Source organism: Stenotrophomonas sp. STEN009 (genome assembly GCF_056760395.1).
The window spans coordinates 1-22,634 of sequence record NZ_JBRRES010000036.1; the positions used below are offsets into that span (position 1 = coordinate 1).

Sequence of the window (22,634 nt, forward strand, 5' to 3'; positions counted from 1 at the left end):
TTAAAATTTTTTTTTTGGGGGTTAAAATGTTTTGGTTTAGGGGGTATTTGCTGGAAATTGCCCCCGCGGTCATGGCCCTGCGTTACCCGTGGGGTTTCGTACCCGGTTTGGGGGGGGCATTGCCCGGCGGACGCGGTGGCCCGCAAAGCAGAACCCCCGGCCGGGCCGGGGGTTCGAGGTCATACGCTTTACCAGTCGCCGGCGCCCGGCACGTGGTGGTCGCGCGCGCGACGGCGCATCAGCAGGTTCAACCATTCCACCAGCACCGAGAAGCCCATCGCGGCGTAGATGTACGGCTTGGGCACGTGCACGTCGAGGCCGTCCAGGATCAGCACCGCGCCGATCAGCAGGATGAAGGCCAGCGCCAGCATCTTCACCGTCGGGTTGGCGTCGATGAAGCGCCCCAGCGGATTGGCCGCCAGCAGCATGACCAGCACCGACAGCAGGATGGCAGCGACCATCACCGGGATGTGGTCGGCGATGCCGACGGCCGTGATCACCGAGTCCAGCGAGAACACGATATCGATGATGGCGATCTGCAGGATAACCATGCCGAACACGCCCGACGCCTTGCTGGTCGCCGGATTCTCGTCTTCGCCACCGGTGATCAGTTCCTTGATCTCCATGTAACCCTTGATGATCAGGAACAGGCCACCCACGATCAGCACCAGGTCGCGGATCGAGATGCCCATGCCGGCCACGGTGAACAGGTTGGCGGACATGTGGGCCAGGTAGGCCAGCGACACCAGCAGTGCGATACGGGTGATGCAGGCCACGGCGATGCCGAGCTTGCGCGCAAAGGGACGGCGCTCTTCCGGCAGCTTGCTGACCGCGATGGAGATGAACACCAGATTGTCGATGCCGAGCACGATTTCCAGCGCGCTCAGGGTGAACAGGGTCACCCAGGCGTTGGGGTCGGCGAGGAACTCAAAGGACATGGAAACTCTTCAAGGCAGTGGGGGAATGGGGGTTCAGCCGTAGCGGCCGGCCAGTGCATGCGGGACCACGACCAGGGCCCAGCACAGCAGTACGTTCATCATCAGCACGAACACGGCGGCCGAACCCATGTCCTTGGCGCGCCCGGCCAGCTCGTGGATCTCGCTGCCGTAGCGCTCGATCACGGCCTCGATGGCGGAGTTGGCCAGTTCCATCGCCAGCACCAGCAGCATCGAGCCGATCAGCAGCGCGCGCTCCACCGGGGTCTGGCCGAGCCAGATCGCCACCGGGGTCAGCAGGACCAGCAGGTAGACCTCCAGCCGGAACGAGGACTCATGCAGCCAGGCAGCCCGCAGGCCCTGCCAGGACCAGCGCGCGGCCTGGAAGATGCGGCGCGGGCCGCGCGGCATGTGGCCGAACTGGTCAGCCACGGGTGGAGCATCCAGCAACGGGGGCGCGGCGCAGCGACCGCTCAGACGCACGGCAGGGAATCATGGGTGCACAGGGATGGGCAGACAGTCGCCATTTTGCCACAAGGCCGCCGGCCATACTCCGCGCGGCCGGGCCGAATGGCCTGCCGGGGACAAGCGCGGGCCGCGCCCGCCTCCTATGATGGCTCCCTCCTTCCTGCCTGGAGTGCACGATGTCCCACCGCCGTCCCGCTCTGCTGATGCTGGGCCTGCTGACCCTTGCGCCGCTGGCGCTGGCACGCGTTCCCTCGCCGTCGCCCCGCGTTCCCGAGCAGGTCTCCAACGTGGCCTGGGCCGCCGACATGGCCACCTTCGCCGCCGCCGACAAGGTCGCCCCGCCGCCTCGTGGTGGCATCGAGTTCATTGGCAGTTCGTCATTCCGGATGTGGGACAGCCTGGCGGCCGATTTCGCCGGCCAGCCGGTGTTCAACCGGGGCTTCGGCGGCTCGGAAGTCCGGGACAGCACCTGGTATGCCGGACAGATCGTGATCCCGTACGCGCCGTGCAAGGTCTTCCTGTACGCCGGCGACAACGACCTCAACAGCGGCCGCAGCGCCGTGCAGGTGCGCGACGATGTGGTCGCCTTCGTGCAGCGCGTGCATCGCGACCTGCCCAAGACCCGGGTGGAATACGTGTCGATCAAGCCCAGCCCGTCACGGGCGCACCTGCTGCCGGCGATCAACGAGGCCAACACGCTGGTCAAGGCGGCGCTGGCCAGGCTGCCCAACACCGGCTTCACCGACATCTACACGCCGATGCTGGGCGCCGACGGCCAGCCTGATCGCGCGCTGTTCCGTGAGGACATGCTGCACATGACGCCCGCCGGATATGCCATCTGGACCCGCGCGCTGGCACCGAAGGTGACCTGCGACTGAGACACTGCGCACGCCGGGCATGGCCCGGCGCTACCCCCGCCATTCCGCGGAGTGCCCGCTTCTGATCCGGCAAGAGCCCTCTAGCGGAAAATCACGGTGGCTTCGGTTCCCTGCCCGGGTTCACTGGAGAGGCTGACCTTCCAGCCGAAGCGATCGCACAGCCGGCGCACGATCGACAGGCCCAGTCCGGTGCCCTGCGGGCGACTGGGTTCGGCGCGGTAGAACGGCTCGAACGCGCGCGACAGGGCTTCGGCAGACATGCCGATGCCGGTGTCGCGCACCACCACCCGGTCGTCGCGCACATGCACGTCGATGCGGCCTTCGTCGGTATAGCTGCAGGCGTTGCGCACCAGGTTGCTGACCACCACCTGCAGCACCCGCGGCGGCGCATGCAGATTCACCGGTCCGTCGCTGTGCAGGTGCACCACGACCGGGCGCGTACCCAGCAGTTCGTTGGCGTTGTCCACCTCGTGACGGACGATGTCGTTGACATCGAACAGCTCGACCTGCGGCTCGACATCCGCCTCGCGGGCAAGGATCAGGAAGGCGTCGATCACCGCTTCCATGTCACGCCCTGCACGCTGGATGCGCTGCAGGCTGCGGCGCAGGCGCGGCTGCAGGGAATCATCCCCCAGCGCCATGTCGCTGGCCACGCGGATCACCGTCAACGGCGTGCGCAGTTCATGGCTGGCATCGCGGGTGAAGTTGCGTTCGCGGGCGACATGCGCGCTGACCCGGTTGGCCAGCGAATGCAGGGCCGCGGCGAGCTGCCGGGTCTCGCCCTGCATGTCCGCCGGCAGTTTGTTCGGTTCCAGATCGGCTGCCTCGGGGTGACCGGGATCCCAGCGCGACACGCGCCGCGCCAGCCAGTTCACCGGCGATACCAGACGCTTGGACGCGCGATAGGTGATCCAGCTGGCGCCATACACCGCCAGCAGGGTCAGCAGCACCGGCACGATGCCGAACCAGAACGCCAGCATTTCCGCGCGTGAGCGCAGGAATACCAGATACAGGCGGCCGGCCGGCCGCACATCGACCAGGACCAGCTGGTCATCCGCCGGCAGTTCGTGGAAACCGGGCTCCAGGTCGCGCAGGTTGGCCGGCAGCGACAACGCGGACTGGCCGCTTTCCAGCAGGTAGCCGCGGATGTTCTGCGTATTGGGGGGGGGCTGTGCGGGGGACGCGTCGTGCAGCGTCCAGTAATACGCCGCTTCCTCGCGCAGCGCTGCACCGACCAGGCTGTGCTTGATGACCAGCGACACCAGCCATGCGCCCAGCAGGATGCCCAGGCTGGCCAGCACTGCCTGCAGGATGAAGGCGATACGGATCTTGCGCGGCAGGCCGTGCGGCATTGCGGGGTCCCGGTCAGAGCGCTGCGATTATAGGCAGCGCACCGCGCCGTGGTCGTGCAGGGATGATGACCGCCGACACTGCCGGTCGGTCATCCCCTGCCCTGTTGCCCGTCCGCTACCGCACCGGGCCTGCAGCTGCACCGGCACGGTCCCTGCTCAGGCCATCGGCTGGGCGATGTCGGCAATGCGATAGCCGGCGCTCTGCACGGTATGCAGCAGCGGGCGATCGAACGGCTTGTCGATGATCTTGCGCAGGTTGTACAGATGGCTGCGCAGGGTGTCCGAATCCGGCAACCCGTTGCCCCAGATCTCGCGCTCGATTTCCTGGCGGGTGACAACCCGCGGCGATTCGCGCATCAGAATCGTCAACAGGCGCAGGCCGATCGGCGACAGCTGCAGTTCGGTGCCGGCGCGGGTGGCGCGCATGCTGACCGGATCGAGCACCAGGTCGGCGACCTTGAGCACTTCCGAACCCACCTGGCGGCGTTCGCGGCGGATCAGCGCGCGCAGGCGTGCTTCCAGTTCCTGGATCGCGAACGGCTTGGTCAGGTAGTCATCGGCACCGAAACCCAGGCCGGTGAGCTTGTCGTCCAGCGTATCGCGCGCGGTCAGCATCAGCACCGGCGTCGATTTGCGCGCATCGTTGCGCAGCCGCCGGCAGACTTCGATGCCATCCAGCCGCGGCAGCATCAGGTCCAGCACCACCACGTCATAGCTGTTCTCCGCCGCAAGCCGGTAGCCGTCCAGGCCATCCTGTGCATAGTCGACTTCGAAGCCACGACCTTCCAGGTATTCGCCGATCATCTCGGAGATGTTGCGGTTGTCTTCGACCACCAGCACCAAGCCGGAAGTCTCCTTCGTCTGACGCATGTGATTCCCTCTAACTTCAGCTTTGTGAAACATGCCGGATCGACGGTGGAGGCAATGTGAAGTTCCGTCAAGAGGTCCGATCCGCTGCTCAGAGCAGCGGCTTGAGCAGGGGCCAGACGTTGTCGAGCACCTTCGGCTGGGCCTGGGCGGTGGGGTGCAGACCGTCGGCCTGCATCATCCCCGGCTGCAGGGCCACCCCCTCCAGCAGGAACGGCAGCAGCGGCACAGCGTAGCGGTCGGCCAGCGCGCGGTAGGCGGCCGCCAGCCGCTGGCGGTACGCCGGGCCGTAATTCGGTGGCACATCGATGCCCAGCAGCAGCACCTTGGCGCCCGCCTTCTGGCTGGCCTGCACCATCTTTTCCAGATTGCCCTGCACCTGCGCCGGGGTCAGCCCGCGCAGGGCGTCGTTGCCCCCCAGAGCGATCACCACCACGTCCGGCTTCTCCTTCGCCAGCAGGCCCGGCAGCCGGGTCAGGGCGCCGGCGGTGGTCTCGCCGCTCATGCTGGCGTTGACGATCCGCGCCGGCGTTTTCGACTGCTGCCTGACCCGCTGCTGCAGCAGGCTGACCCAGCCGGCATCGGCAGGGATATTGTGGGCAGCACTGAGGCTGTCGCCGAGCACCAGGACGGTACCGGCCGGACCTTTGGCACAGGCCAGCCCGGGCAACAGCAGGAACCCTAGCAACAGCACCATCATCATGCCGGCTCGCCGGCTCCATCCCGTCTTGCGCATTGGAGTCTCCTCATCGACAGCCTGTCCCCCCGCAGCGCGCCCGTCGCCATCGCCGTCGACCAGGTCGGCAAATCCGTGCATGGCCCGGAGGGTGAAGTCCACATACTGGACAACATCACTTTGACGGTCCATGAAGGCACCAGCGTGGCCATCGTCGGCGCCTCCGGCTCCGGCAAGACCACCCTGCTCGGCCTGCTCGCCGGGCTGGACCTGCCCAGCCGCGGTCGCATCGCTCTGGCCGGGCACGACCTGTCCAGCCTGGATGAGGAAGCCCGCGCGCAGCTGCGTGCTCGCGAGGTCGGCTTCGTCTTCCAGAGCTTCCACCTGCTGCCGGCGCTGACCGCCGCCGAGAACGTCGCCCTGCCGCTGGAGCTGGGCGGGCGCGAGGATCGCGCGCGGGTGGACGCCGTGCTGGACCAGGTCGGGCTGGCCCATCGCCCCCGCCATTACCCGCGCCAGCTGTCCGGCGGCGAACAGCAGCGCGTGGCATTGGCGCGTGCCTTCGTCACCCGGCCGCGCATCCTGTTCGCCGACGAGCCGACCGGCTCGCTAGACCAGAGCACCGGCCAGCACATCAGCGACCTGCTGTTCGAGCTCAACGCCGGCAGCGGCACCACGCTGGTGCTGGTCACCCACGATCTGCGCCTGGCCCAGCGCTGCCAGCACATCCACCGCATCGACAACGGCCGCCTGCAGGCGGTCGCGCACGAGGCCCGCGCATGAACCTGCTGCGGCATGCGTGGCGCGCGCTGCGCCGCGAAGCCCTGGCCGGCGACCTGCTGACCGTGTTCGCCGCGCTGGTGCTGGGCGTGGCGGTGATGACCGCGGTCGGCACGCTGGTGAACCGGGTCAACCTGGCACTGACCGGCAGCGCTGCGGAGATGCTCGGCGGCGACCTCGGCGTCGCCGGTCGTGACGACCCGCCGGCCGCCTTCGCCGAAGAGGCCAGGCAGCGGGGACTGGCATCCACCCGCATGGCCAGTTTCGGCACCGTGCTGTTCCAGGGCGATGCCAGCCAGATGGCCAGCATCAAGGCGGTACAGGCCGGCTATCCGCTGCGGGGGACGCTGCGGGTACGCAGCACGCCCGGTGGTGCGCTGATCGACGATGCCGGCATGCCGCCGCAGGGCCAGGCCTATGCCGATCCCCGCCTGCTGCATGCGCTGGGGTTGAAGGCCGGCGATGACCTCGAGTTCGGCGCCGGTACGCTGCGCATCGCCGGCATCATCGAGGCCGAACCGGATGCCGGCGGCGACCTCCTCACGCTGTCGCCGACGTTGCTGGTCAATCGCGCTGATGTCGACGGCACCGGCCTGCTCGGTCCCGGCAGCCGCATCAGCTACCGGCTGATGTTCGCCGGGCCGGCCGACCGGATCGCGGCGTTCCGGCAATGGCTGCAGCCACAGGTGAAGGGCATGCGCCTGCTCAGCGTGGATGACACCCAGCGCGGCGTGCGCCAGGCGTTCGATCTGGCCGGGCGCTTCCTCGGCCTGAGCGCGCTGCTGGCGGTGCTGCTGGCCGGCGTTGCCACCGCGCTGGCCGCCAACCGCTTCGCCCTGCGCCGCATCGACCAGGTGGCGATCCTGCGTTGCCTGGGAGCACGCCAGCGCGACATCCTGCTGGGCCTGGCACTGCAGCTGCTGATGCTGGCCGTTCCGGCCTGCCTGCTCGGCATTGGACTGGGCATGGCCGCGCAGGAAAGCCTGGTACAGGTGCTGGGCAGCCTGATACCGCAGCGCCTGCCGCTGCCACAGGCAACACCGGCGCTGACCGGTGCAGGCATCGGTCTGTTGCTGCTGTTCGGCTTCGGCCTGCCGCCGCTGCTGCGCCTGCGCGGAGTGCCGCCGATGCGCGTACTCAACCGCTCCTTCGCTGCACTGCCGCCCGCCTCGCTGCTGGCCTACGTCGCCGCCCTGCTGGCCAGCCTGGTGCTGGCCGTGCAGGTGACCGGCGACCTGAAGCTGGCCCTGTGGGTGCTGGGTGGCCTGGCCGCTCTCGCCGCAGCGGCGGGCCTGGGCGGCTTTGTGCTGCTGCAGGTGCTGCGCAGCCTGCAGCACCGCCTGCACGGCAACTGGCGGCTGGGATTGGCCGCCCTGACCCGCCGCCGGATGCTGGCGGTGATGCAACTGGTGGGCCTGTCGCTGTCGCTGTGCGCGCTGCTGCTGCTGGCCGTGACCGGGCCGGGGCTGCTGCAGCAGTGGCGCGAGCGCCTGCCGGAGAACACGCCGAACTACTTCCTGATCAACATCCAGCCCGAACAACGCGACGGCGTGCTGGCAGCATTGCGCGCGCTGGGTGCTGCCGATGCCAGCATCGAACCGATGGCCACCGGCCGCCTGATCGCGATCAACGGCAAGCCCCCGGTGCGCGTGGACCAGGCGCAGGACGGCCAGGGGCGGGAAAACGGCCCGCGCGAGGACGACGACGAGAACCGGCCACTGAACTTCAGCTGGCGCAGCACCTTCCCGCCGGCCAATACGCTGCTTGAGGGCCACTTCTGGAAGGCGGACAGCACTGCGCCTGAAGCCTCGGTGGAAACCGGCTGGGCCAAACGCTACGGCGTCTCGACCGGCGACCGTATCGGCATTTCCGTGGGCGAGCAGCAGCGCGAGTTCACCGTGACCAGCGTGCGCAAGGCGGACTGGAACACGTTCCGGCCGAACTTCTTCGTGCTGTTGAATCCGAACGCCGTGGGCGACACCCCGCACAACCTGCTGTCGGCGTTCCACCTGCCGGCCGGCCAGGCAGCCGGGCTGGGCGAACTGGTGCGTGCACAGCCGAACCTGTCGCTGCTGGACGTGGATGCGGTGATCTCGCAGGTGCGCGACGTGATGGAACGGGTGGCACAGGCGGTGCAGCTGGTGATGGTGTTCAGCCTGCTGGCCGGCGTGCTGGTCCTGCTGGCTGCCCTGCAGGCCACGGCCGGCGAGCGCCGCTACGACAGCGCGGTACTGCGCACGCTGGGCGCGACCCGGCGCCAGCTGCGCGGTGCGGTGCTGGTCGAGTTCGGGGCACTGGGCACGCTCGCCGCGCTGCTGGCGGTGGGCGCCACGGCCGTGATCGGGCTGGTGGTGTCGCAGAAGGTGTTCGAGCTGCCGCTGCTGCCGCCGTGGCCGGGCCTGCTGCTGGGCGGCGTGGTCGGCATCGGGCTGAGCCTGCTGGCGGGCTGGTGGGGCACCCGGCGCATCCTGCATACCCCGCCCGCCCTGGCCCTGCGCGAAACCTGACGCAGGCGCGCCCCGGAAGGCGTGCCGGGCAAGCCCGGCACCCTTCCTTGCGGTAGATCCACGCCATGCGTGGATCCGGCTGTGGCCTCGAGCATGGCTCGACCCTACTGGGCCTTTTCCACGTACCTGACGAACACTTCGTCGATCTGCGCGTCCTTCACCTGCTTGCCGTCCTGCAGGTCCTGCGCCTGGGTGAACAGCGGAATGATCATCGCCATCCCATCCAGCTTGGTCTTCAGGTGCACGCCCGGAGCCTGGGTCAGGAAACCGTCCCAGCGCTGGCGGACCTTGGCCCAGTAGCCGGCGGTGGCCTTCCAGTAGTCGCGCGCCGGGGTGAAGTCGATCTCGGTGGTCTTCACGTAGTCGTTGAAGCCGAACTCACGCGCGATCTCCACCTGGCTGCCGTCGGCGTTGCGCTGCACCTTGGTGTTGAACTGCTCGTGGGTCCAGCCGTTCGGGGTGAGCGTGTGGCGGTTGACCACCGCCAGCGCGTTGTAGTCGCTGCGCTTGGTGTACTCACGGCGCGGCAGCGGGCGCCAGCTCAGGTCGCTGGTCCAGCTCGGCACGTTGTTGGTGTAGGTCCATTTGCCGGTGCCGCAGTAGCGCGGTGCATCGCTCACTTCATACACGCACTGGGTCCAGGCGCCCTGGTTCACCGCCGCCGGAATGCTGCGCACCCGCCAGGTCTGGTCGGCACTGAACTCGAAGCGGTTCGGGGCCTCGTAGACCCAGTCCTGGCGCCAGTGCTTGGTGATGTGGCCGCTCTTCTCGTCCAGCAGCAGGTGTTGCAGCACGATGCGCTTCGGGGTGTCCTCGACCACGATGACCATTTCATTGCCGCCGCTACGCATCGCCGGCGCGCGCTCGTAGCCCGGCTTCAGCAGCACGGTTTCGTCGAAGGCGAAATCCACGGTGTACTCGCCCTGCATGGCCAGGATGCTGTCGTGGTCGCGGGCGATGTCGGAGGGCTGCGCGCTGGCCACGCCGCTGCCTGCGAGCAACAGCAGGACGCTGGCTGTCTGGAATTTCATCGGGGTCTTCCTTCGGGGTTGCAGGTTCGTTGAGAGGCCATCCGTGGCCGTCGGGCGTTCCATCAGGAACAGATCAGAGGCGGATCAGCGGCTGGTCGCCGGGAATCCGTGGTGGCGGCCGGCGCGCGGCGTCGGCACAGCAGCAGTCGTCGATGGCCAGCTCGCCCTCTGCGCCTTCCAGGCGCGCGATGCGGCGTGCGGTGGCCGCGCCCAGCGACGACAGCGTCGACAGGCTGGCCGCCAGGGTGCGGCCGTCATCGGCGGCATGCAGGCGCAGCGCACACAGGCGCCAACGCTGGCCGCCGAGATGACCGGCCAGGCGCCGCCACAGGCGTTCACCGACACTGCCGTCGCTGTCGTGCTGTGGGCCCGGCGGCAGCGCGGCCACCAACCGGTCCCAGGCCAAGAAATCGCTGTCCGGCAGCAGGTACAGGCGCCACACGCAGCGGCCACGGCCGTCAAGGAAGCACAGGCTTTCGCGCAGGCCCTCGCTGTCCACGCCCTGGCAAGCATGCACGCGCACCGCCTGGCGCCAGCCGCCAAGCTCGTTGCCGTCGGCGTGGTAGAGACACAACACGGTGCCAAGCGTGGCCAGCTGTGCCGGGGTCGGCCATGCCGCGCGGTGTGGAGCGGCGATGGAGTCATTCCTGCGTGCGGACAAGGCTCGGCTCATGAGGTCACCAGGACACGGCAAGGCTGGCGGAGAAGGTACGACCCGGGCTGGTGTAGCGATCCAGCACGCGGCTGGTCGGCGACAGCGTCGTACCCACGTTGGACCAATCGATGTAGCGTTTGTCGCCCAGGTTGAACACGCCTACGTTGAAGGTCGCACCCGGGGCGAAGTTCCAATGTGCCATCAGGTCGGCCACGCCATAGCCGGCCGGGCGGTACACCGTGGCCGAGGCGACGCGGTCCTTGCGCTTGACGAACGTGCCGGCCAGTTCGACACCCCAGGCATCGGTGTCGTACATCAGGCCGACGGTGCCGCGCAGCGGGTCGACCGAATCCAGCGGGGTGTCCTCGGTCTTGTTGTCGCCGCGCGACCAGGCCACGGAACTGCGCAGTGCCCAGCCCTGCAGGGTCGGGCTGATCTGGCCGAAGTCGACGCCGGCCTTCAGTTCAGCGCCGTAGATGCGGGCGTCGGCGATGTTGCGCGACTGGAACACCATCAGGCCCTGCGCATTGGTGCCGACCAGCGACTGCGACTCGATGAAGTCCTTGTACTCGTTGTAGTAGCCGCTGACGCTGACGTAGGCAGCCGGCGACAGGAAGCGCAGGCCCAGTTCCATGCCATCACTGGTTTCCGGCTTCAGGTCCGGATTGGGAATGGCCGTGTAGCCGAAGGCGAAGTTGGTGAAGCCGAGATTGACGTCGTTGTACGGCGGCGAGCGGAAGCCGTGCGAGTAACCGGCAAACAGCGACCATTCGTCGGTGAAGCGATAGACCATGCCAAGCTTGGGCGAGACGCTGGTCTTGGTCAGCTTCGCCACCGCCACGCCGGGATTGTCCTCGGCGAAGATGTTGTCCACTTCCGGCTTCAGCTCGTAGCGGTCCACGCGCACGCCCGGCACCAACGACAGCTTGCCGCCAGCCATGCGCATTTCATCCTGCGCATACAGGCCCAGCTCGGTGGTCTTGCTGATCGGGAAATCGCGTACCGGGAACGCATCGGGCAGGATGGTGGTGCTGGTCTGGCCGTTGGCCAGTACCTGAAAACCATCGCGCTTCTGGCGGATCTCGGTGCGTGCACCCTCCAAGCCATAGGTCAGCGCGTGCTCGACGCTGCCGGTGCTGAAGGCCTTGTTGAACTGCGCCTGCAGGCCGTACACACGCTGGTCGAAGTTGAACTCGCGGTGGCGACGGCTGCGGTTGGCACGGTCCTCATCGGTGATCTGGGTGGTTTCGCTGTGCTGGGTATACAGCTGCCAGTGCAGGCTGTCGGCGAAGCCTTTGTCCAGCGCATCCATTTCATGCGCGAACGACACGCGGGTGCGGTTCTGCTTGTCGCGCGCCTTCATGCCGGTGGTGGTGGTACGGTCGATCGAAGACAGCACGTTGGTCTCGGTCTTGTCTTCGTTGCCTTCCACGGTCAGGCGGAAGCGCTGGTCCTCGCTCGGTGCATAGACCAGCTTGGCCAGGCCGCTGCGACCGTCGCGGTCCTGCGGGTTGGGGGCGGTGCGGGTGTTGTCGTTGCTGCGCACGTCACCCTTGTTGTCGGTTTCCTGGCCCTGGCGATGGTTGATGTTGACCATGCCGCTCCAGTGTTCGCCGCCGAACGCCGTGGTGACACCGCCGAGCAGGCCCTTCCATTCACCGTCGTAGCCGAACTTCAGGCCGACGTAGCTGTCCTTGCCATCCTTCAGGTAATCGGCCGGATCCTTGGTGACGAAGGCGACCACGCCGCCCAGCGCATCGGAACCGTACAGCGAGCTGGCCGGGCCGCGCACGATCTCCACGCGCTTGAGCGTGTCCAGATCGGTGAAGTTGCGGTTGGCGTTGGAGAACGAACCAATGTTGAAGCTGGTCGGCATCGCGATGCCATCGGTCTGCACCCGCACACGGTTGCCGTCCAGGCCACGGATACGGATGCTGCCCAGGCCGAAGCGCGCGGCGCTGCGGCTGACCGACAGGCCCGGCTCGTAGCGCAGCAGATCCTTGATGTCCTGGACCAGGTGCCGGTCCATCTGCTCACGGTCGATCACGTCCACCGTCGCGGCGACGTCACTCACTGCGCGCTCGGTGCGCGTGGCGGTGACCTGCACGCGATCGAATTCGCGCGCATCGGGCGCGGCGCTGGCGGCGGTGGCAGCGTGGGCGGACAGCGGGAGCGCCATCCAGACAGCAAGGCAAAGGGCGGTATGGCGGGTCATCGGGTTCGTTCGGTCAGGCAGGGGAACCCCCGGCCACCGGCACGCCGGAGCGTACGCGGTAGACCGAGGGGGAGAGAGCGGGAGCGGTCGGGTCGCCCACCCTGCGGGCGGCGCCCGGCAGGAGGGAGGGAGGCGGGCGACCAGGCCGCGTTACTTGGTCAGGATCAGCTTGTCGTTGCTGGTGTGCCGCAGGCGATAGAAGCGATCGCCGTGCTGGATCAGGATTTCACGACGGCCCTTGAGCAGGGCTTCGCTGTCGATGACCTCTTCCGGCGGAACGACGCGAACCGGACGATCGCGGAGGGTCAGTGTTTCAGGGCGCAGCAGTACAGGTTGAGCGTTCATGAGCATCTGGACTCGTGCGAGGGACGAGTTAAATGATAATGATTCTCAGTTGACAATCAACAACCATTCTCAATTTGATTGATGAGATTAATGATCGAAATCCAAAATTCGATAGATTTTGTGAATCGAATGGTGGGTGGCGGCGACCCTGGGGTCGAGCACAGCTCGACTCACCGGCGGGAAAATGCTGCGGGTCAGACGAAGGCGGCTTCGATCCGGGCCCAGCCGGCGGCGTCGATCTGCTCCAGCACTTCCAGGGCCTGCAGGTTCTGCAGCAGCTGCTCGACCCGGCTGGCGCCCAGGATCACGCTGGACACCTGTGGATTGCGCAGGCACCAGGCGATGGCCACGCTGGCCGGGGCGTGGCCAAGCTCGCGTGCCACCGCGCTGAAATGACGGACCTGGGCCAGGCGCGCCTGTGCATCGGCGCCCAGAACGAGATCCTGCAGCCACTCCATGCCCTCGCGGCCCAGCCGGGCGTCGGCCGGAATGCCACGGTCGTACTTGCCACTGAGCAGGCCGGACGCCAACGGCGAGAAGATGGTGGTGCCCAGGCCGGCCCCCGCGTACAGCGGGGCGTATTCGGTTTCCACCCGCTCGCGGTGCAGCAGGTTGTACTGCGGCTGCTCCATCGACGGCCCCTGCAGGTGGTGCCGCGCGGCGATGTCCAGCGCCTGCTGGATCTGTGCCGCCGACCACTCGGACGTGCCCCAGTAGAGCACCTTGCCCTGCCGGATCAGGGTATCCATCGCGTGCACGGTCTCGGCGATCGGCGCGTCGGGATCCGGGCGGTGGCAGTAATAAAGGTCCAGATAGTCCACCCGCAGGCGCTTGAGCGCGGCATGGCAGGCATCGGTGACGTGCTTGCGCGACAGGCCGCGCTGGGTCGGTCGCGGATCCTTGGCACTGCCGAAGAACACCTTGCTGGACACGCAGAACCCATCGCGCGGCAGGCGCAGGTCGGCGATCACATCGCCCATCACCTGCTCGGCGCGGCCATTGGCATACCCCTCGGCATTGTCGAAGAAGTTGATGCCATGGTCCCAGGCCGCGGCAACCAGGTTGCGGGCCTCGTCGCGCGGAATCTGGTCACCGAAGGTCACCCAGGCTCCGAAGGACAGGGCGGATATCGGCAGGCCGGTGGAGCCCAGGCGGCGGTAATGCATGCAAATCTCCTGCTGCGGGCCCGCATCCGGGCCGGAATCGAGCCCCATTCTACCCGTCGTGCCGACCGCAACCCCTTGCCGTTGCTGGCCCGATCGGTGCCGATGGCCGCGCGCACGCTGCTTTTCCTTGCCCCGGCCCCTGCCCTGCACTAGGCTTCCCGTTTTTCGCGACGCCCCAGGGGAGTCACTCACATGGTCGAAGGTTTGGGCAGGATCGGCTTCGGCCTGTTCGGGTTGGCGGTGCTGATCGGCATCACCTGGTTGTTTTCCAACAACAAGCGCGCGGTGGACTGGAAGCTCGTCGCCACCGGCATCACCCTGCAGATCGCCTTTGCGGCGCTGGTGATCCTGGTCCCCGGCGGCCGCGACGTGTTCGATGCGCTCGGCCACGGCTTCGTGAAGGTCCTGAGCTTCGTCAACGAGGGCTCGAAGTTCATCTTCGGCTCGCTGATGGACGTCCAGAACTACGGCTTCATCTTCGCCTTCCAGGTGCTGCCGACCATCATCTTCTTCTCCGCGCTGATGGGCGTGATGTACCACCTGAACGTCATGCAGGCGATCGTCCGGGTGATGGCGTGGGCGATCACCAAGGTGATGCGCGTGTCCGGTGCCGAAACCACCAGCGTCTGCGCCAGCGTCTTCATCGGCCAGACCGAGGCGCCGCTGACCGTGCGCCCATACATCGCCAAGATGACCCAGTCCGAGCTGCTGACCATGATGATCGGTGGCATGGCCCACATCGCTGGCGGCGTGCTGGCGGCCTACGTGGGCATGCTCGGCGGGGGCGACCCGACCCAGCAGGCGTTCTACGCCAAGCATCTGCTGGCGGCCAGCATCATGGCCGCACCGGCCACGCTGGTGGTGGCCAAGCTGCTGATCCCGGAAACCGGCACCCCGCTGACCCGCGGCACGGTGAAGATGGAAGTGGAGAAGACCTCCAGCAACATCATCGACGCGGCGGCGGCCGGCGCCGGCGACGGCCTGAAGCTGGCGCTGAACATCGGCGCGATGCTGCTGGCCTTCATCGCCCTGATCGCCCTGCTGAACGCCCCGCTGACCTGGCTCGGCGAAGTGACCGGCCTGGCCGCACAGATCGGCAAGCCGACCAACCTGTCGACCATCTTCGGCTACCTGCTGGCACCGATCGCCTGGGTGATCGGCACCCCGTGGGCCGACGCCACCACCGTGGGGTCGCTGATCGGACAGAAGGTCGTGATCAACGAATTCGTCGCCTATACCGAGCTGTCGCAGATCGTGAACGGCCAGGTCGCCGGCGTGACCCTGTCCAATGAAGGTCGCCTGATCGCCACCTATGCGCTGTGCGGCTTCGCCAACTTCAGCTCGATCGCGATCCAGATCGGCGGCATCGGTGGCCTGGCCCCGGAACGTCGCCACGACCTGGCCAAGTTCGGCCTGCGCGCGGTACTGGGCGGTACCATCGCCACCTTCATGACGGCGACCATCGCCGGCGTGCTGACGCATTTCAGTTGAACCCTAGTTCGAGAAAAGATTCCCTATGAGCAGCAGTGTCGTTGTCGTCGGTTCCTTCAATGTCGATCACGTGTGGCGGTGCGAGTCGCTGCCGGCACCGGGCGCGACCATTGCCGGCCGCTACAGCACCGGCCCCGGTGGCAAGGGCTTCAACCAGGCCGTGGCCGCATGCCGCGCGGGCGCCGACACCCACTTCGTGTGCGCCCTGGGTGATGACGCCGGCGGTGCCACCGCCCGCGACCTCGCCGGCCAGGACGGTTTCGCGCTGATCGCCGAAGCCAGCAGCGAACCGACCGGCACCGCCGGCATCTATGTCGATGCACGGGGTCGCAACACCATCGTGATTGGCCCGGGCGCCAATGCCGCCCTGAGCACCGATTTCCTGCAGCAGCAACAGGCGCTGCTGACCGGTGCCCGGGTGGTGCTGGTGCAGCTGGAGTCGCCGGTGCAGACCATCGAGGCGGCACTGGCTGCCGCCCGCGAGGCCGGTGTCACCACCGTGCTCAACACCGCACCGGCCGACGCCCCCTCGACCATCGGCCTGCTCAAGCTGGCCGATGTGATCACCCCGAACGAGACCGAGTTCGCCGCCCTGCTGGGCCGCCATGTCGGCGAGCGCGTGGATGCCAACGACGTGGCCGCGCTGGATGGTGCCAGCCTGCATGCGCTGTGCCGCAAGCTGGTCGGCAACGGTACCGTGGTGGTGACCTTGGGCTCGGTGGGCGTGTTCGTTTCGCACGCCGATGAGAACCTGCGCGGCGACACCCAGCCGTACTACCGCGTGGGTGCCGAGCAGGTGCAGGCGATCGATACCACCGGTGCCGGCGACGCCTTCAACGGCGCGCTGGCCGCCTCCCTTGCCCAGCTGCCGGAGGCGCCGTTCGCACGCCATGTGCGCTTCGCCAACCAGTTCGCGGGCCGCTCGACCGAGAAGGAAGGCGCCGCAGCGGCGATGCCACGGCTGACCCCGGCCGACGTGGAAATCCGGTAGGTCCACGCCGCAGCTGCATGAACCGGCCCGGGCGCGCAGGTGCCCGGGCCTTTTTCTGCCTGCGCCCATGCAGGGCACGCAGCCCTGCCCCAGCCGCCCAGGATGACCCGCCACTGGGGGCGGCGGAAGCAACCGTCAAGCATCTGCTGATGCCCGTACGGCATGAGGTCGGTCCGGATCGGCCTGAACCGGCGCCTCGCCGACCCGGCCATGTGACCGCCTGCGGCCTACAATGGGCGTATGCAGATCGGCCCCTACACCATTGCTCCCAACGTCGTGCTGGCGCCCATGGCCGGCGTCACCGACAAGCCGTTCCGCCTGCTGTGCAAACGGCTGGGCGCGGGCCTGGCCGCCTCCGAGATGACCATCAGCGACCCGCGCTTCTGGAACACGCGCAAGTCGATCCACCGCATGGACCATGAGGGTGAACCGGCACCGATCAGCGTGCAGATCGCCGGCACCGAGCCGCAGCAGCTGGCCGAGGCGGCGCGTTACAACGTCGACCATGGTGCGCAGATCATCGACATCAACATGGGCTGCCCGGCCAAGAAGGTCTGCAATGCCTGGGCCGGTTCGGCGCTGATGCGTGATGAATCGCTGGTGGCGCGCATCCTTGCTGCCGTGGTCAACGCGATCGATGTGCCGGTCACGCTGAAGATCCGCACCGGCTGGGACTGCGACCACCGCAATGGGCCGCTGATCGCGCGCATCGCCGAGGACAGCGGCATCGCCGCCCTGGCTGTGCACGGCCGCACCCGCGACCAGCACTACACCGGCCAGGCCGAGTACGCCACGATCGGCGAGATCAAGGCCGCGCTGCGCATTCCGGTGATCGCCAATGGAGACATCGATTCGCCGCGCAAGGCCGCCTTCGTCCTGCAGCAGACCGGCGTGGACGCAGTGATGATCGGTCGCGCGGCGCAGGGCCGGCCGTGGATCTTCCGCGAGGTGGCGCACTACCTGGCCACCGGCGAGGAACTGGCCCCGCCGTCACTGGCCGAAGTGCGCGATATCCTGCTTGGCCACCTGCACGCCCTGCATGCCTTCTACGGCGAGCCGCAGGGCGTGCGCATCGCGCGCAAGCACCTGGGCTGGTACGCCAAGGACCGGCCCGAGAATGCGGCGTTCCGCGCCGTGGTCAACCGCGCCGAAGATCCGCAGAGCCAGATCACGCTGACCACCGAGTACTTCGACCGACTGATCGCCGGGCAACCGGCGCTGCCGTCGGCTGCCTGACCCCGCACGCCCCGCAGTCGACCCTGCACGACGCACCACGAGCCCGCGACCATGACACCGCCGATTTCCTCCCCCACCTACCTGCACGGATTTTCCGGCACCGAACAGCAGCGCCTGATGACCCAGGCCCGTCTGCTGGAATCGAGCATCTTCGGCCAGATCGACTACGGCAGCGCACGACGCCTGCTGGAAGTCGGCAGCGGCGTGGGCGCGCAGACCGAGATCCTGCTGCGCCGCTTCCCGGACCTGCACGTGACCGGCGTGGACCTGAGCGAAACGCAGCTGGCGACCGCCCGCGAGAACCTCGCGCGCACGCCGTGGTGCAGCGATCGCTACACCCTGCAGCAGGCCGATGCAGGCGAGCTGCCGTTCGAGGCACGCAGCTTCGATTCGGCATTCCTGTGCTGGGTGCTGGAGCATGTACCTTCGCCGGCCCGCGTGCTCAGCGAAGTGCGCCGCGTACTCGCACCGGGATCGCCGGTCTACATCACCGAAGTGATGAACGCATCGTTCCTGCTCGATCCGTATTCGCCGCACATCTGGCGTTACTGGATGGCATTCAATGATTTCCAGTACGACCACGGCGGCGATCCCTTCGTCGGCGCCAAGCTCGGCAACCTGCTGCTGGCCGGTGGTTTCCGCGATGTGCATACCGAGATCAAGACGATCCACCTGGACAACCGCGAGCCGGCGCGGCGCAAGACGATGATCGCGTTCTGGGAGCAGCTGCTGCTGTCGGCCGCCGAGCAGCTGCTGCAGGCCGGCACCGTGGACGAGGATACGGTGGAGGGCATGCGTCGCGAGTTCCGGTTGGTGCAGAACGATCCCAATGCCGTGTTCTTCTTCTCGTTCGTGCAGGGCCGCGCGACGGTGTATTGACCGGCGCCTGCACCGCTGCGCTGCGGCAGTGCCACGCGCCGCATGGCTGGCAACCCGCTAGAATCGTCGCGGGCTGGCGTCGAGGACGGGCGCGCGCTGGACCCGGCCCCTTCCGCGTGTGCGGCAACGGGACCACCGAGCTCCGCGCCTGAAGGGCTTCCTGATGACAGCACGCGCAACGACTCCGGGTAGCACGCTGCCCCTCGCCGCCCGGGAAGGCGGCCTGCTGGATGGCCTCGACTCCCGCCAGGCCCGTCTGTGCCTGGGCATCGTGGCGGTGCTGTGCCTGCTGTATGTCGCATTTGCACTGACGCCCTCGTCGTATGCGATGGCCAGCCAGTACCTGGGGCTGGCGCCGATCGAGCCCCTGCTCGGCAAGGCGCGGGGCATCCGCATGGACGAGTGGATGGTCTACACCCCTTACGTGCAGATCGCGGTGGCCAACGACTTCGGCGCGACCAACGCGTTTTCGCCGTACCACGAGACGCTGCGCTCGTTCCAGGCGCTTCCGCTGCTGGACTGGGGCCTGCTGTTCAAGCCGTACCACTGGGCCTTCTTCATCCTGCCACCGGCCAACGCCTACTCGTTCTTCTTCATGTTCATGGCGATGGCGTTCCTGTGCGGCTGGGCGCTGTTCCTGCGCCAACTGCGGGTTCCGCCGCTGGCGGCCGTGCTGGTCGCGCTGACCCTGTACTTCTCGCCCTACGTGCAGGTGTGGTGGACGACCAACTGGGGCGCGTTCGCGCTGGCACCGTGGGTAGCCGTGGCCTGGCTGCGGATCGACAACCGCTGGCTGCGCATCCTCGCCAGCGCCTACGCACTGGTGGTCTGGCTGCTGGCCGTGGCCTACCCGCCCTTCATCATTTCAGCGCTGCTGGCCATGGGCGTGCTGGTGCTGGCCTTCCGCCGCGATGCGTTGACAGTGGCACGCCTGCTCGATGCGGCGGTCGCCGGCGGCCTGGCGTTGCTGGCGTTCCTGGGCTATTTCCACGAAGCGATCGAGATCGTCCGCAACACCGTCTATCCCGGCCAGCGCGAGAGCGCCGGCGGCGGGGTCAGCCCGGTCGCGCTGCTCACCCACGGGTTCCCCAACCTGATGACGCGCGGGTTCTATCCGCTGCCTGCGTTCGAGCCGTCCAACGCCTGCGAGATCGCAGTGTTCAGCAGCCTGCTGCCGCTGTTCACCGCCATCCTCGCCGACTGGACGCAGGTGCTGCGCTGGGCGCGCGGCCACCGGCTGTCGCTGGCGGTGCTGGCCGCCGGCATCGCGCTGGTCGCCTGCTGGATCTTCCTGCCGGTGCCGCTGCGGATCGGCCAGCTGACCGGACTGTCGATGGTGCCGCCCACCCGTGCGTTGCTGGCATTGGGCCTGCTGCTGAACATCGGCTGCGCGATCGTGCTGGTGCGCGGCGGGGTGCGCCTGGGCCGCGGCCGCCTGCTGCTGCTCGCGGCCCTGCTGCTGGCGGGATGCCTGCTCAAGTTCGCCTTCGGCCAGGGCAGTTTCAGCCGGCTGCATGCCACGGCCGATGCATGGCCACTGCTGTGCGTGGGCGTGCTGGCCTTCGCCGCGCGCCGCCCGCGGTTCGCCGCGCATCCGGTGGCGCTGGTGCTGGCGGTGGCCGCGCTCGGCAACGTGCTGACCAACGGGCTGTTCAATCCGGTGCAGTCGGCCCGGCCGATCTTCGACATGGACCGCAGCGCCGTGCTGGCGTCGATGCAGGCGCGCGGTGCACGGCAGGCTGCGGACGGAGCGCTGGTGGTCGAAGGGCGCTACGGTGCGCTGCTGTCCGGCGTCGGTATCCCGGCAGTCAACCACACGCTGTATTTCCCGCAGCTGGCGTACTTCCGCGCGCGCTTCCCGGACATGCCCGAAGACCGCTTCAACACCACGTTCAACCGCTATCACCATGTGATGGTCAGCGACGTCGCCGAACCCCGTTCGATGTACGCCGACCTGGTGGAAGTGCCCGCAGCCGCGATGCTGGCCGCGCCCGCGCAGCCGCCGGCGACGCCGCAGCCCTGAGGACGATGCAGATGAACGCCTACGCGCGCCCGGCCACGCCACCGAAGATCGCCGTCATCATTCCCTGCTACCGGGTGACCCGCCACGTGCTCGGCGTGCTCGCAGCGATCGACGATGCGGTCACCGCGATCTACTGCGTTGATGATGCCTGCCCGGATGGCAGCGGCCGGATGGTCCAGGACAGCACGCGCGATCCCCGGGTCAGGGTGCTGTTCCATGCGCAGAACCGCGGCGTCGGTGGTGCGATCAAGACCGGCTACCGCGCGGCCATCGCCGAGGGCATGGACATCCTGGTGAAGGTCGATGGCGACGGCCAGATGGATCCCACACTGCTGATGGACTTCGTCGCTCCCATCGTCGAGGGCAACGCCGACTACACCAAGGGCAACCGCTTCTGGAACCTCAGCCACATCCGTCGCATGCCGCTGCTGCGGCGGATCGGCAACCTCGCGCTGTCGTTCATGAGCAAGGCGTCTTCCGGCTACTGGCAGGTGTTCGACCCGACCAACGGCTACACCGCCATCCACGCCCGCGTTGCCAGCCACCTGCCCCTGGATGCGATCAGCGACCGCTACTTCTTCGAGACCGACATGCTGTTCCGCCTCAACACGGTGCGTGCCGTGGTGCAGGACGTGGCGATGGACGCGCGCTATGCCGACGAGACCAGCAACCTGCGCATCAGCCGGGTACTGGGCGAGTTCGCCTTCAAGCACGTGCGCAACACGCTCAAGCGTGTCGGCTACAACTATTTCCTGCGCGACCTGACCATCGCCTCGCTGGAGCTGATCGCCGGGCTGGGACTGCTTGCCTTCGGTGGCGTGTTCGGCGCGTACCACTGGATCGCATCGGCATCGGCGGAGGTTGCGACGCCGGTCGGTACGCTCGTGATCGTCATGGTTTCGCTGATTTCAGGTCTGCAGTTCCTGCTGGCATTCGTCGGCTTCGACATCGCCAATGCGCCGCGCCAGGTCCTGCATCGCTCGATCCAGCTCAACCGCACAGCACCGCCGGCCTGACGCCGGCACAGCATCCCCGCCTGCCGATCAATCGCCCGCGTGCACCGGGGCACTCCCGCCGGTGGCGCCCGTCGCTGCCGGCGCATGCCAGATCCGCTGCCACATCGCGGCCAGCCTGACGCCGACATCGGCGCGCGCCGCTGGGCTGCTGTAATCCGTGCGCCGCTGCTCGGGCACGATCGCCTGCCAGCGCCCATCGACCTGCCGTGCCACCGCGAAGTTGAAGGTGTAATCCGGCTCCAGGCCCATGCGCAGATCACTCAGCACCAGCATTCCGTCCACTATCTGCGCACGCATGAAGCCACGGTTGAACCACTGCAGGCGTTGAACCGCCGGAATCGACTGCGCTTCACGCAGGGCCTGCACATTGGACGGGTGGCCTTCAAACTGCATCGGGCCGCGGTCGGCCACCAGCGAGCGATCGCCGACCACGTAACCGTTCGGGGTCATCGCCACCACCCGCCACAGCAGGGTGTTGAACGGCATCGGCACCGAGAATCGTGGTGCATCGCCCAGCCCCATGGCCGCAAGGCTCTGCTGGGCGGCACGGTCGACCTGAGCCTTGGCCAGCAGGCCCCATCCCAGGTAGCCGGTACTGAGCACCAGGGCGAGCCCGAGCACCTTGCCGGCCCACGGCCGCGCGCGCCCGAACCACGCCAACACGCAGCCCAGCAGCAGCCACACCGTGTACGCCGGATCGATGATGAAAACACTCGAGCCCATGGTCGGGTGTGGCCGCAGTGGCCACCACAGCTGGGTGCCGTAGACGGTGAGCGCATCCAGCAGCGGATGGGTGACCAGCGCCAGCTGGATGGCCCAGAACCAGCGCAGCGGCGACTGCGCCACCCGCCCCCCGCCGTAGCGCTTGAACAGCCACCAGATCAGCGCCGCCACCCAGGGCAGCACCAGCAGCGAATGGCTGAAGCTGCGGTGGTCGACCATCACCGCTACGGGATCCTCGGCAGTGAAGCCCAGCCACAAGGCATCCAGATCCGGCAGGGTGCCGAGTGCGGCACCGGCCAGCAGGGCCGCGCGGCGATGTCCGGGCGGGGCGATGGCAGCGGCTACGGCGCCGCCGAGAACGATCTGGGTCAAGGAATCCATGGCCCGATGCTAACGGCTT

General features: G+C 67.7%; 20 protein-coding genes. 9 read left to right on the top strand and 11 right to left on the bottom strand.

Features of this window, described 5'->3' with window-relative positions:
- Positions 1-188 precede the first annotated feature (188 nt).
- Both ACVOMM_RS15420 and ACVOMM_RS15425 read right to left on the bottom strand, forming a co-directional pair.
- The gene (locus ACVOMM_RS15420; protein WP_004144462.1) at positions 189-938 is read right to left on the bottom strand and encodes a TerC family protein; all 750 of its coding nucleotides are present in this window, start codon (positions 936-938) and stop codon (positions 189-191) included.
- Between the two features lie 33 nt (positions 939-971).
- Positions 972-1,367: a diacylglycerol kinase gene (locus ACVOMM_RS15425; protein ID WP_053516413.1), complete on the bottom strand. Its 396-nt coding sequence runs from the start codon at positions 1,365-1,367 to the stop codon at positions 972-974.
- A 212-nt stretch (positions 1,368-1,579) separates the two neighbouring features.
- On the opposite strand from ACVOMM_RS15425, the gene ACVOMM_RS15430 reads away from it, so the two are divergent.
- Entirely contained in the window at positions 1,580-2,281 is a 702-nt protein-coding gene (locus ACVOMM_RS15430; protein WP_180875720.1) for an SGNH/GDSL hydrolase family protein, read from the top strand.
- Between the two features lie 80 nt (positions 2,282-2,361).
- Here the strand turns inward: ACVOMM_RS15430 and ACVOMM_RS15435 are convergent, their stop codons facing one another.
- From ACVOMM_RS15435 to ACVOMM_RS15445, 3 genes are all read right to left on the bottom strand, one after another.
- On the bottom strand, positions 2,362-3,633 hold the full coding sequence (locus tag ACVOMM_RS15435; RefSeq protein ID WP_053516416.1) for a sensor histidine kinase: 1,272 nt from the start codon (positions 3,631-3,633) through the stop codon (positions 2,362-2,364).
- A 156-nt stretch (positions 3,634-3,789) separates the two neighbouring features.
- Complete coding sequence (locus tag ACVOMM_RS15440) at positions 3,790-4,503, bottom strand: response regulator transcription factor (RefSeq protein WP_002811889.1); 714 nt, start codon at positions 4,501-4,503, stop codon at positions 3,790-3,792.
- Between the two features lie 88 nt (positions 4,504-4,591).
- Positions 4,592-5,236 (bottom strand): arylesterase, encoded by a 645-nt coding sequence (locus tag ACVOMM_RS15445; RefSeq protein WP_053516417.1) that lies wholly within the window; start codon positions 5,234-5,236, stop codon positions 4,592-4,594.
- A 75-nt stretch (positions 5,237-5,311) separates the two neighbouring features.
- Between ACVOMM_RS15445 and ACVOMM_RS15450 the strand changes: the two genes are divergently transcribed.
- Positions 5,312-5,959, top strand: coding sequence for an ABC transporter ATP-binding protein (locus tag ACVOMM_RS15450; protein WP_481526472.1), 648 nt, complete (start codon positions 5,312-5,314; stop codon positions 5,957-5,959).
- Positions 5,956-8,463 carry an ABC transporter permease gene (locus ACVOMM_RS15455; RefSeq protein WP_481526473.1) on the top strand — a complete coding sequence of 836 codons (2,508 nt, stop codon included), beginning with the start codon at positions 5,956-5,958 and terminating at the stop codon, positions 8,461-8,463. Before ACVOMM_RS15450 ends, ACVOMM_RS15455 begins: the two co-directional genes overlap by 4 nt.
- A 104-nt stretch (positions 8,464-8,567) precedes the next feature.
- Here the strand turns inward: ACVOMM_RS15455 and ACVOMM_RS15460 are convergent, their stop codons facing one another.
- The 5 genes from ACVOMM_RS15460 to ACVOMM_RS15480 all read right to left on the bottom strand — a co-directional run bounded on the left by ACVOMM_RS15460 (position 8,568) and on the right by ACVOMM_RS15480 (position 13,875).
- Positions 8,568-9,494: a DUF6607 family protein gene (locus ACVOMM_RS15460; RefSeq protein WP_180875716.1), complete on the bottom strand. Its 927-nt coding sequence runs from the start codon at positions 9,492-9,494 to the stop codon at positions 8,568-8,570.
- Between the two features lie 73 nt (positions 9,495-9,567).
- Positions 9,568-10,167, bottom strand: a complete 600-nt coding sequence (locus tag ACVOMM_RS15465; RefSeq protein WP_065175798.1) for a ChuX/HutX family heme-like substrate-binding protein — start codon at positions 10,165-10,167, stop codon at positions 9,568-9,570.
- A gap of 4 nt (positions 10,168-10,171) precedes the next feature.
- Complete coding sequence (locus tag ACVOMM_RS15470) at positions 10,172-12,364, bottom strand: TonB-dependent hemoglobin/transferrin/lactoferrin family receptor (RefSeq protein ID WP_481526474.1); 2,193 nt, start codon at positions 12,362-12,364, stop codon at positions 10,172-10,174.
- A gap of 150 nt (positions 12,365-12,514) precedes the next feature.
- Positions 12,515-12,709, bottom strand: coding sequence for a hemin uptake protein HemP (gene hemP, locus ACVOMM_RS15475; RefSeq protein ID WP_005412278.1), 195 nt, complete (start codon positions 12,707-12,709; stop codon positions 12,515-12,517).
- Positions 12,710-12,903: 194 nt separating this feature from the next.
- Entirely contained in the window at positions 12,904-13,875 is a 972-nt protein-coding gene (locus tag ACVOMM_RS15480) for a potassium channel beta subunit family protein (protein WP_111186340.1), read from the bottom strand.
- Positions 13,876-14,067: 192 nt separating this feature from the next.
- On the opposite strand from ACVOMM_RS15480, the gene ACVOMM_RS15485 reads away from it, so the two are divergent.
- The 6 genes from ACVOMM_RS15485 to ACVOMM_RS15510 all read left to right on the top strand — a co-directional run bounded on the left by ACVOMM_RS15485 (position 14,068) and on the right by ACVOMM_RS15510 (position 21,511).
- Complete coding sequence (locus ACVOMM_RS15485; RefSeq protein ID WP_053516424.1) at positions 14,068-15,366, top strand: NupC/NupG family nucleoside CNT transporter; 1,299 nt, start codon at positions 14,068-14,070, stop codon at positions 15,364-15,366.
- Between the two features lie 25 nt (positions 15,367-15,391).
- On the top strand, positions 15,392-16,357 hold the full coding sequence (locus ACVOMM_RS15490) for a ribokinase (RefSeq protein ID WP_053516425.1): 966 nt from the start codon (positions 15,392-15,394) through the stop codon (positions 16,355-16,357).
- Between the two features lie 240 nt (positions 16,358-16,597).
- The gene (gene dusB / locus ACVOMM_RS15495; RefSeq protein WP_481526475.1) at positions 16,598-17,593 is read left to right on the top strand and encodes a tRNA dihydrouridine synthase DusB; all 996 of its coding nucleotides are present in this window, start codon (positions 16,598-16,600) and stop codon (positions 17,591-17,593) included.
- Positions 17,594-17,644: 51 nt separating this feature from the next.
- Positions 17,645-18,472 (top strand): methyltransferase domain-containing protein, encoded by an 828-nt coding sequence (locus ACVOMM_RS15500; RefSeq protein WP_053516428.1) that lies wholly within the window; start codon positions 17,645-17,647, stop codon positions 18,470-18,472.
- A gap of 163 nt (positions 18,473-18,635) precedes the next feature.
- Positions 18,636-20,495, top strand: coding sequence for a DUF7657 domain-containing protein (locus ACVOMM_RS15505; RefSeq protein ID WP_445393858.1), 1,860 nt, complete (start codon positions 18,636-18,638; stop codon positions 20,493-20,495).
- Positions 20,496-20,506: 11 nt separating this feature from the next.
- Positions 20,507-21,511 carry a glycosyltransferase gene (locus tag ACVOMM_RS15510; RefSeq protein WP_253119389.1) on the top strand — a complete coding sequence of 335 codons (1,005 nt, stop codon included), beginning with the start codon at positions 20,507-20,509 and terminating at the stop codon, positions 21,509-21,511.
- 27 nt (positions 21,512-21,538) lie between these two features.
- On the opposite strand, the gene ACVOMM_RS15515 is transcribed toward ACVOMM_RS15510, so the two are convergent.
- Positions 21,539-22,615 carry a metal-dependent hydrolase gene (locus ACVOMM_RS15515; protein WP_481526476.1) on the bottom strand — a complete coding sequence of 359 codons (1,077 nt, stop codon included), beginning with the start codon at positions 22,613-22,615 and terminating at the stop codon, positions 21,539-21,541.
- Between the last annotated feature and the right edge of the window lie 19 nt (positions 22,616-22,634).

Coding starts and splice junctions, on each gene's coding strand:
- ACVOMM_RS15420 (WP_004144462.1), bottom strand. CDS start 938: ATGTCCTTTGAGTTCCTCGCCGACCCCAACGCCTGGGTGACCCTGTTC.
- ACVOMM_RS15430 (WP_180875720.1), top strand. CDS start 1,580: ATGTCCCACCGCCGTCCCGCTCTGCTGATGCTGGGCCTGCTGACCCTT.
- ACVOMM_RS15435 (WP_053516416.1), bottom strand. CDS start 3,633: ATGCCGCACGGCCTGCCGCGCAAGATCCGTATCGCCTTCATCCTGCAG.
- ACVOMM_RS15440 (WP_002811889.1), bottom strand. CDS start 4,503: ATGCGTCAGACGAAGGAGACTTCCGGCTTGGTGCTGGTGGTCGAAGAC.
- ACVOMM_RS15445 (WP_053516417.1), bottom strand. CDS start 5,236: ATGCGCAAGACGGGATGGAGCCGGCGAGCCGGCATGATGATGGTGCTG.
- ACVOMM_RS15455 (WP_481526473.1), top strand. CDS start 5,956: ATGAACCTGCTGCGGCATGCGTGGCGCGCGCTGCGCCGCGAAGCCCTG.
- ACVOMM_RS15460 (WP_180875716.1), bottom strand. CDS start 9,494: ATGAAATTCCAGACAGCCAGCGTCCTGCTGTTGCTCGCAGGCAGCGGC.
- ACVOMM_RS15465 (WP_065175798.1), bottom strand. CDS start 10,167: ATGAGCCGAGCCTTGTCCGCACGCAGGAATGACTCCATCGCCGCTCCA.
- ACVOMM_RS15470 (WP_481526474.1), bottom strand. CDS start 12,364: ATGACCCGCCATACCGCCCTTTGCCTTGCTGTCTGGATGGCGCTCCCG.
- hemP (WP_005412278.1), bottom strand. CDS start 12,709: ATGAACGCTCAACCTGTACTGCTGCGCCCTGAAACACTGACCCTCCGC.
- ACVOMM_RS15480 (WP_111186340.1), bottom strand. CDS start 13,875: ATGCATTACCGCCGCCTGGGCTCCACCGGCCTGCCGATATCCGCCCTG.
- ACVOMM_RS15485 (WP_053516424.1), top strand. CDS start 14,068: ATGGTCGAAGGTTTGGGCAGGATCGGCTTCGGCCTGTTCGGGTTGGCG.
- ACVOMM_RS15490 (WP_053516425.1), top strand. CDS start 15,392: ATGAGCAGCAGTGTCGTTGTCGTCGGTTCCTTCAATGTCGATCACGTG.
- dusB (WP_481526475.1), top strand. CDS start 16,598: ATGCAGATCGGCCCCTACACCATTGCTCCCAACGTCGTGCTGGCGCCC.
- ACVOMM_RS15500 (WP_053516428.1), top strand. CDS start 17,645: ATGACACCGCCGATTTCCTCCCCCACCTACCTGCACGGATTTTCCGGC.
- ACVOMM_RS15505 (WP_445393858.1), top strand. CDS start 18,636: ATGACAGCACGCGCAACGACTCCGGGTAGCACGCTGCCCCTCGCCGCC.
- ACVOMM_RS15510 (WP_253119389.1), top strand. CDS start 20,507: ATGAACGCCTACGCGCGCCCGGCCACGCCACCGAAGATCGCCGTCATC.
- ACVOMM_RS15515 (WP_481526476.1), bottom strand. CDS start 22,615: ATGGATTCCTTGACCCAGATCGTTCTCGGCGGCGCCGTAGCCGCTGCC.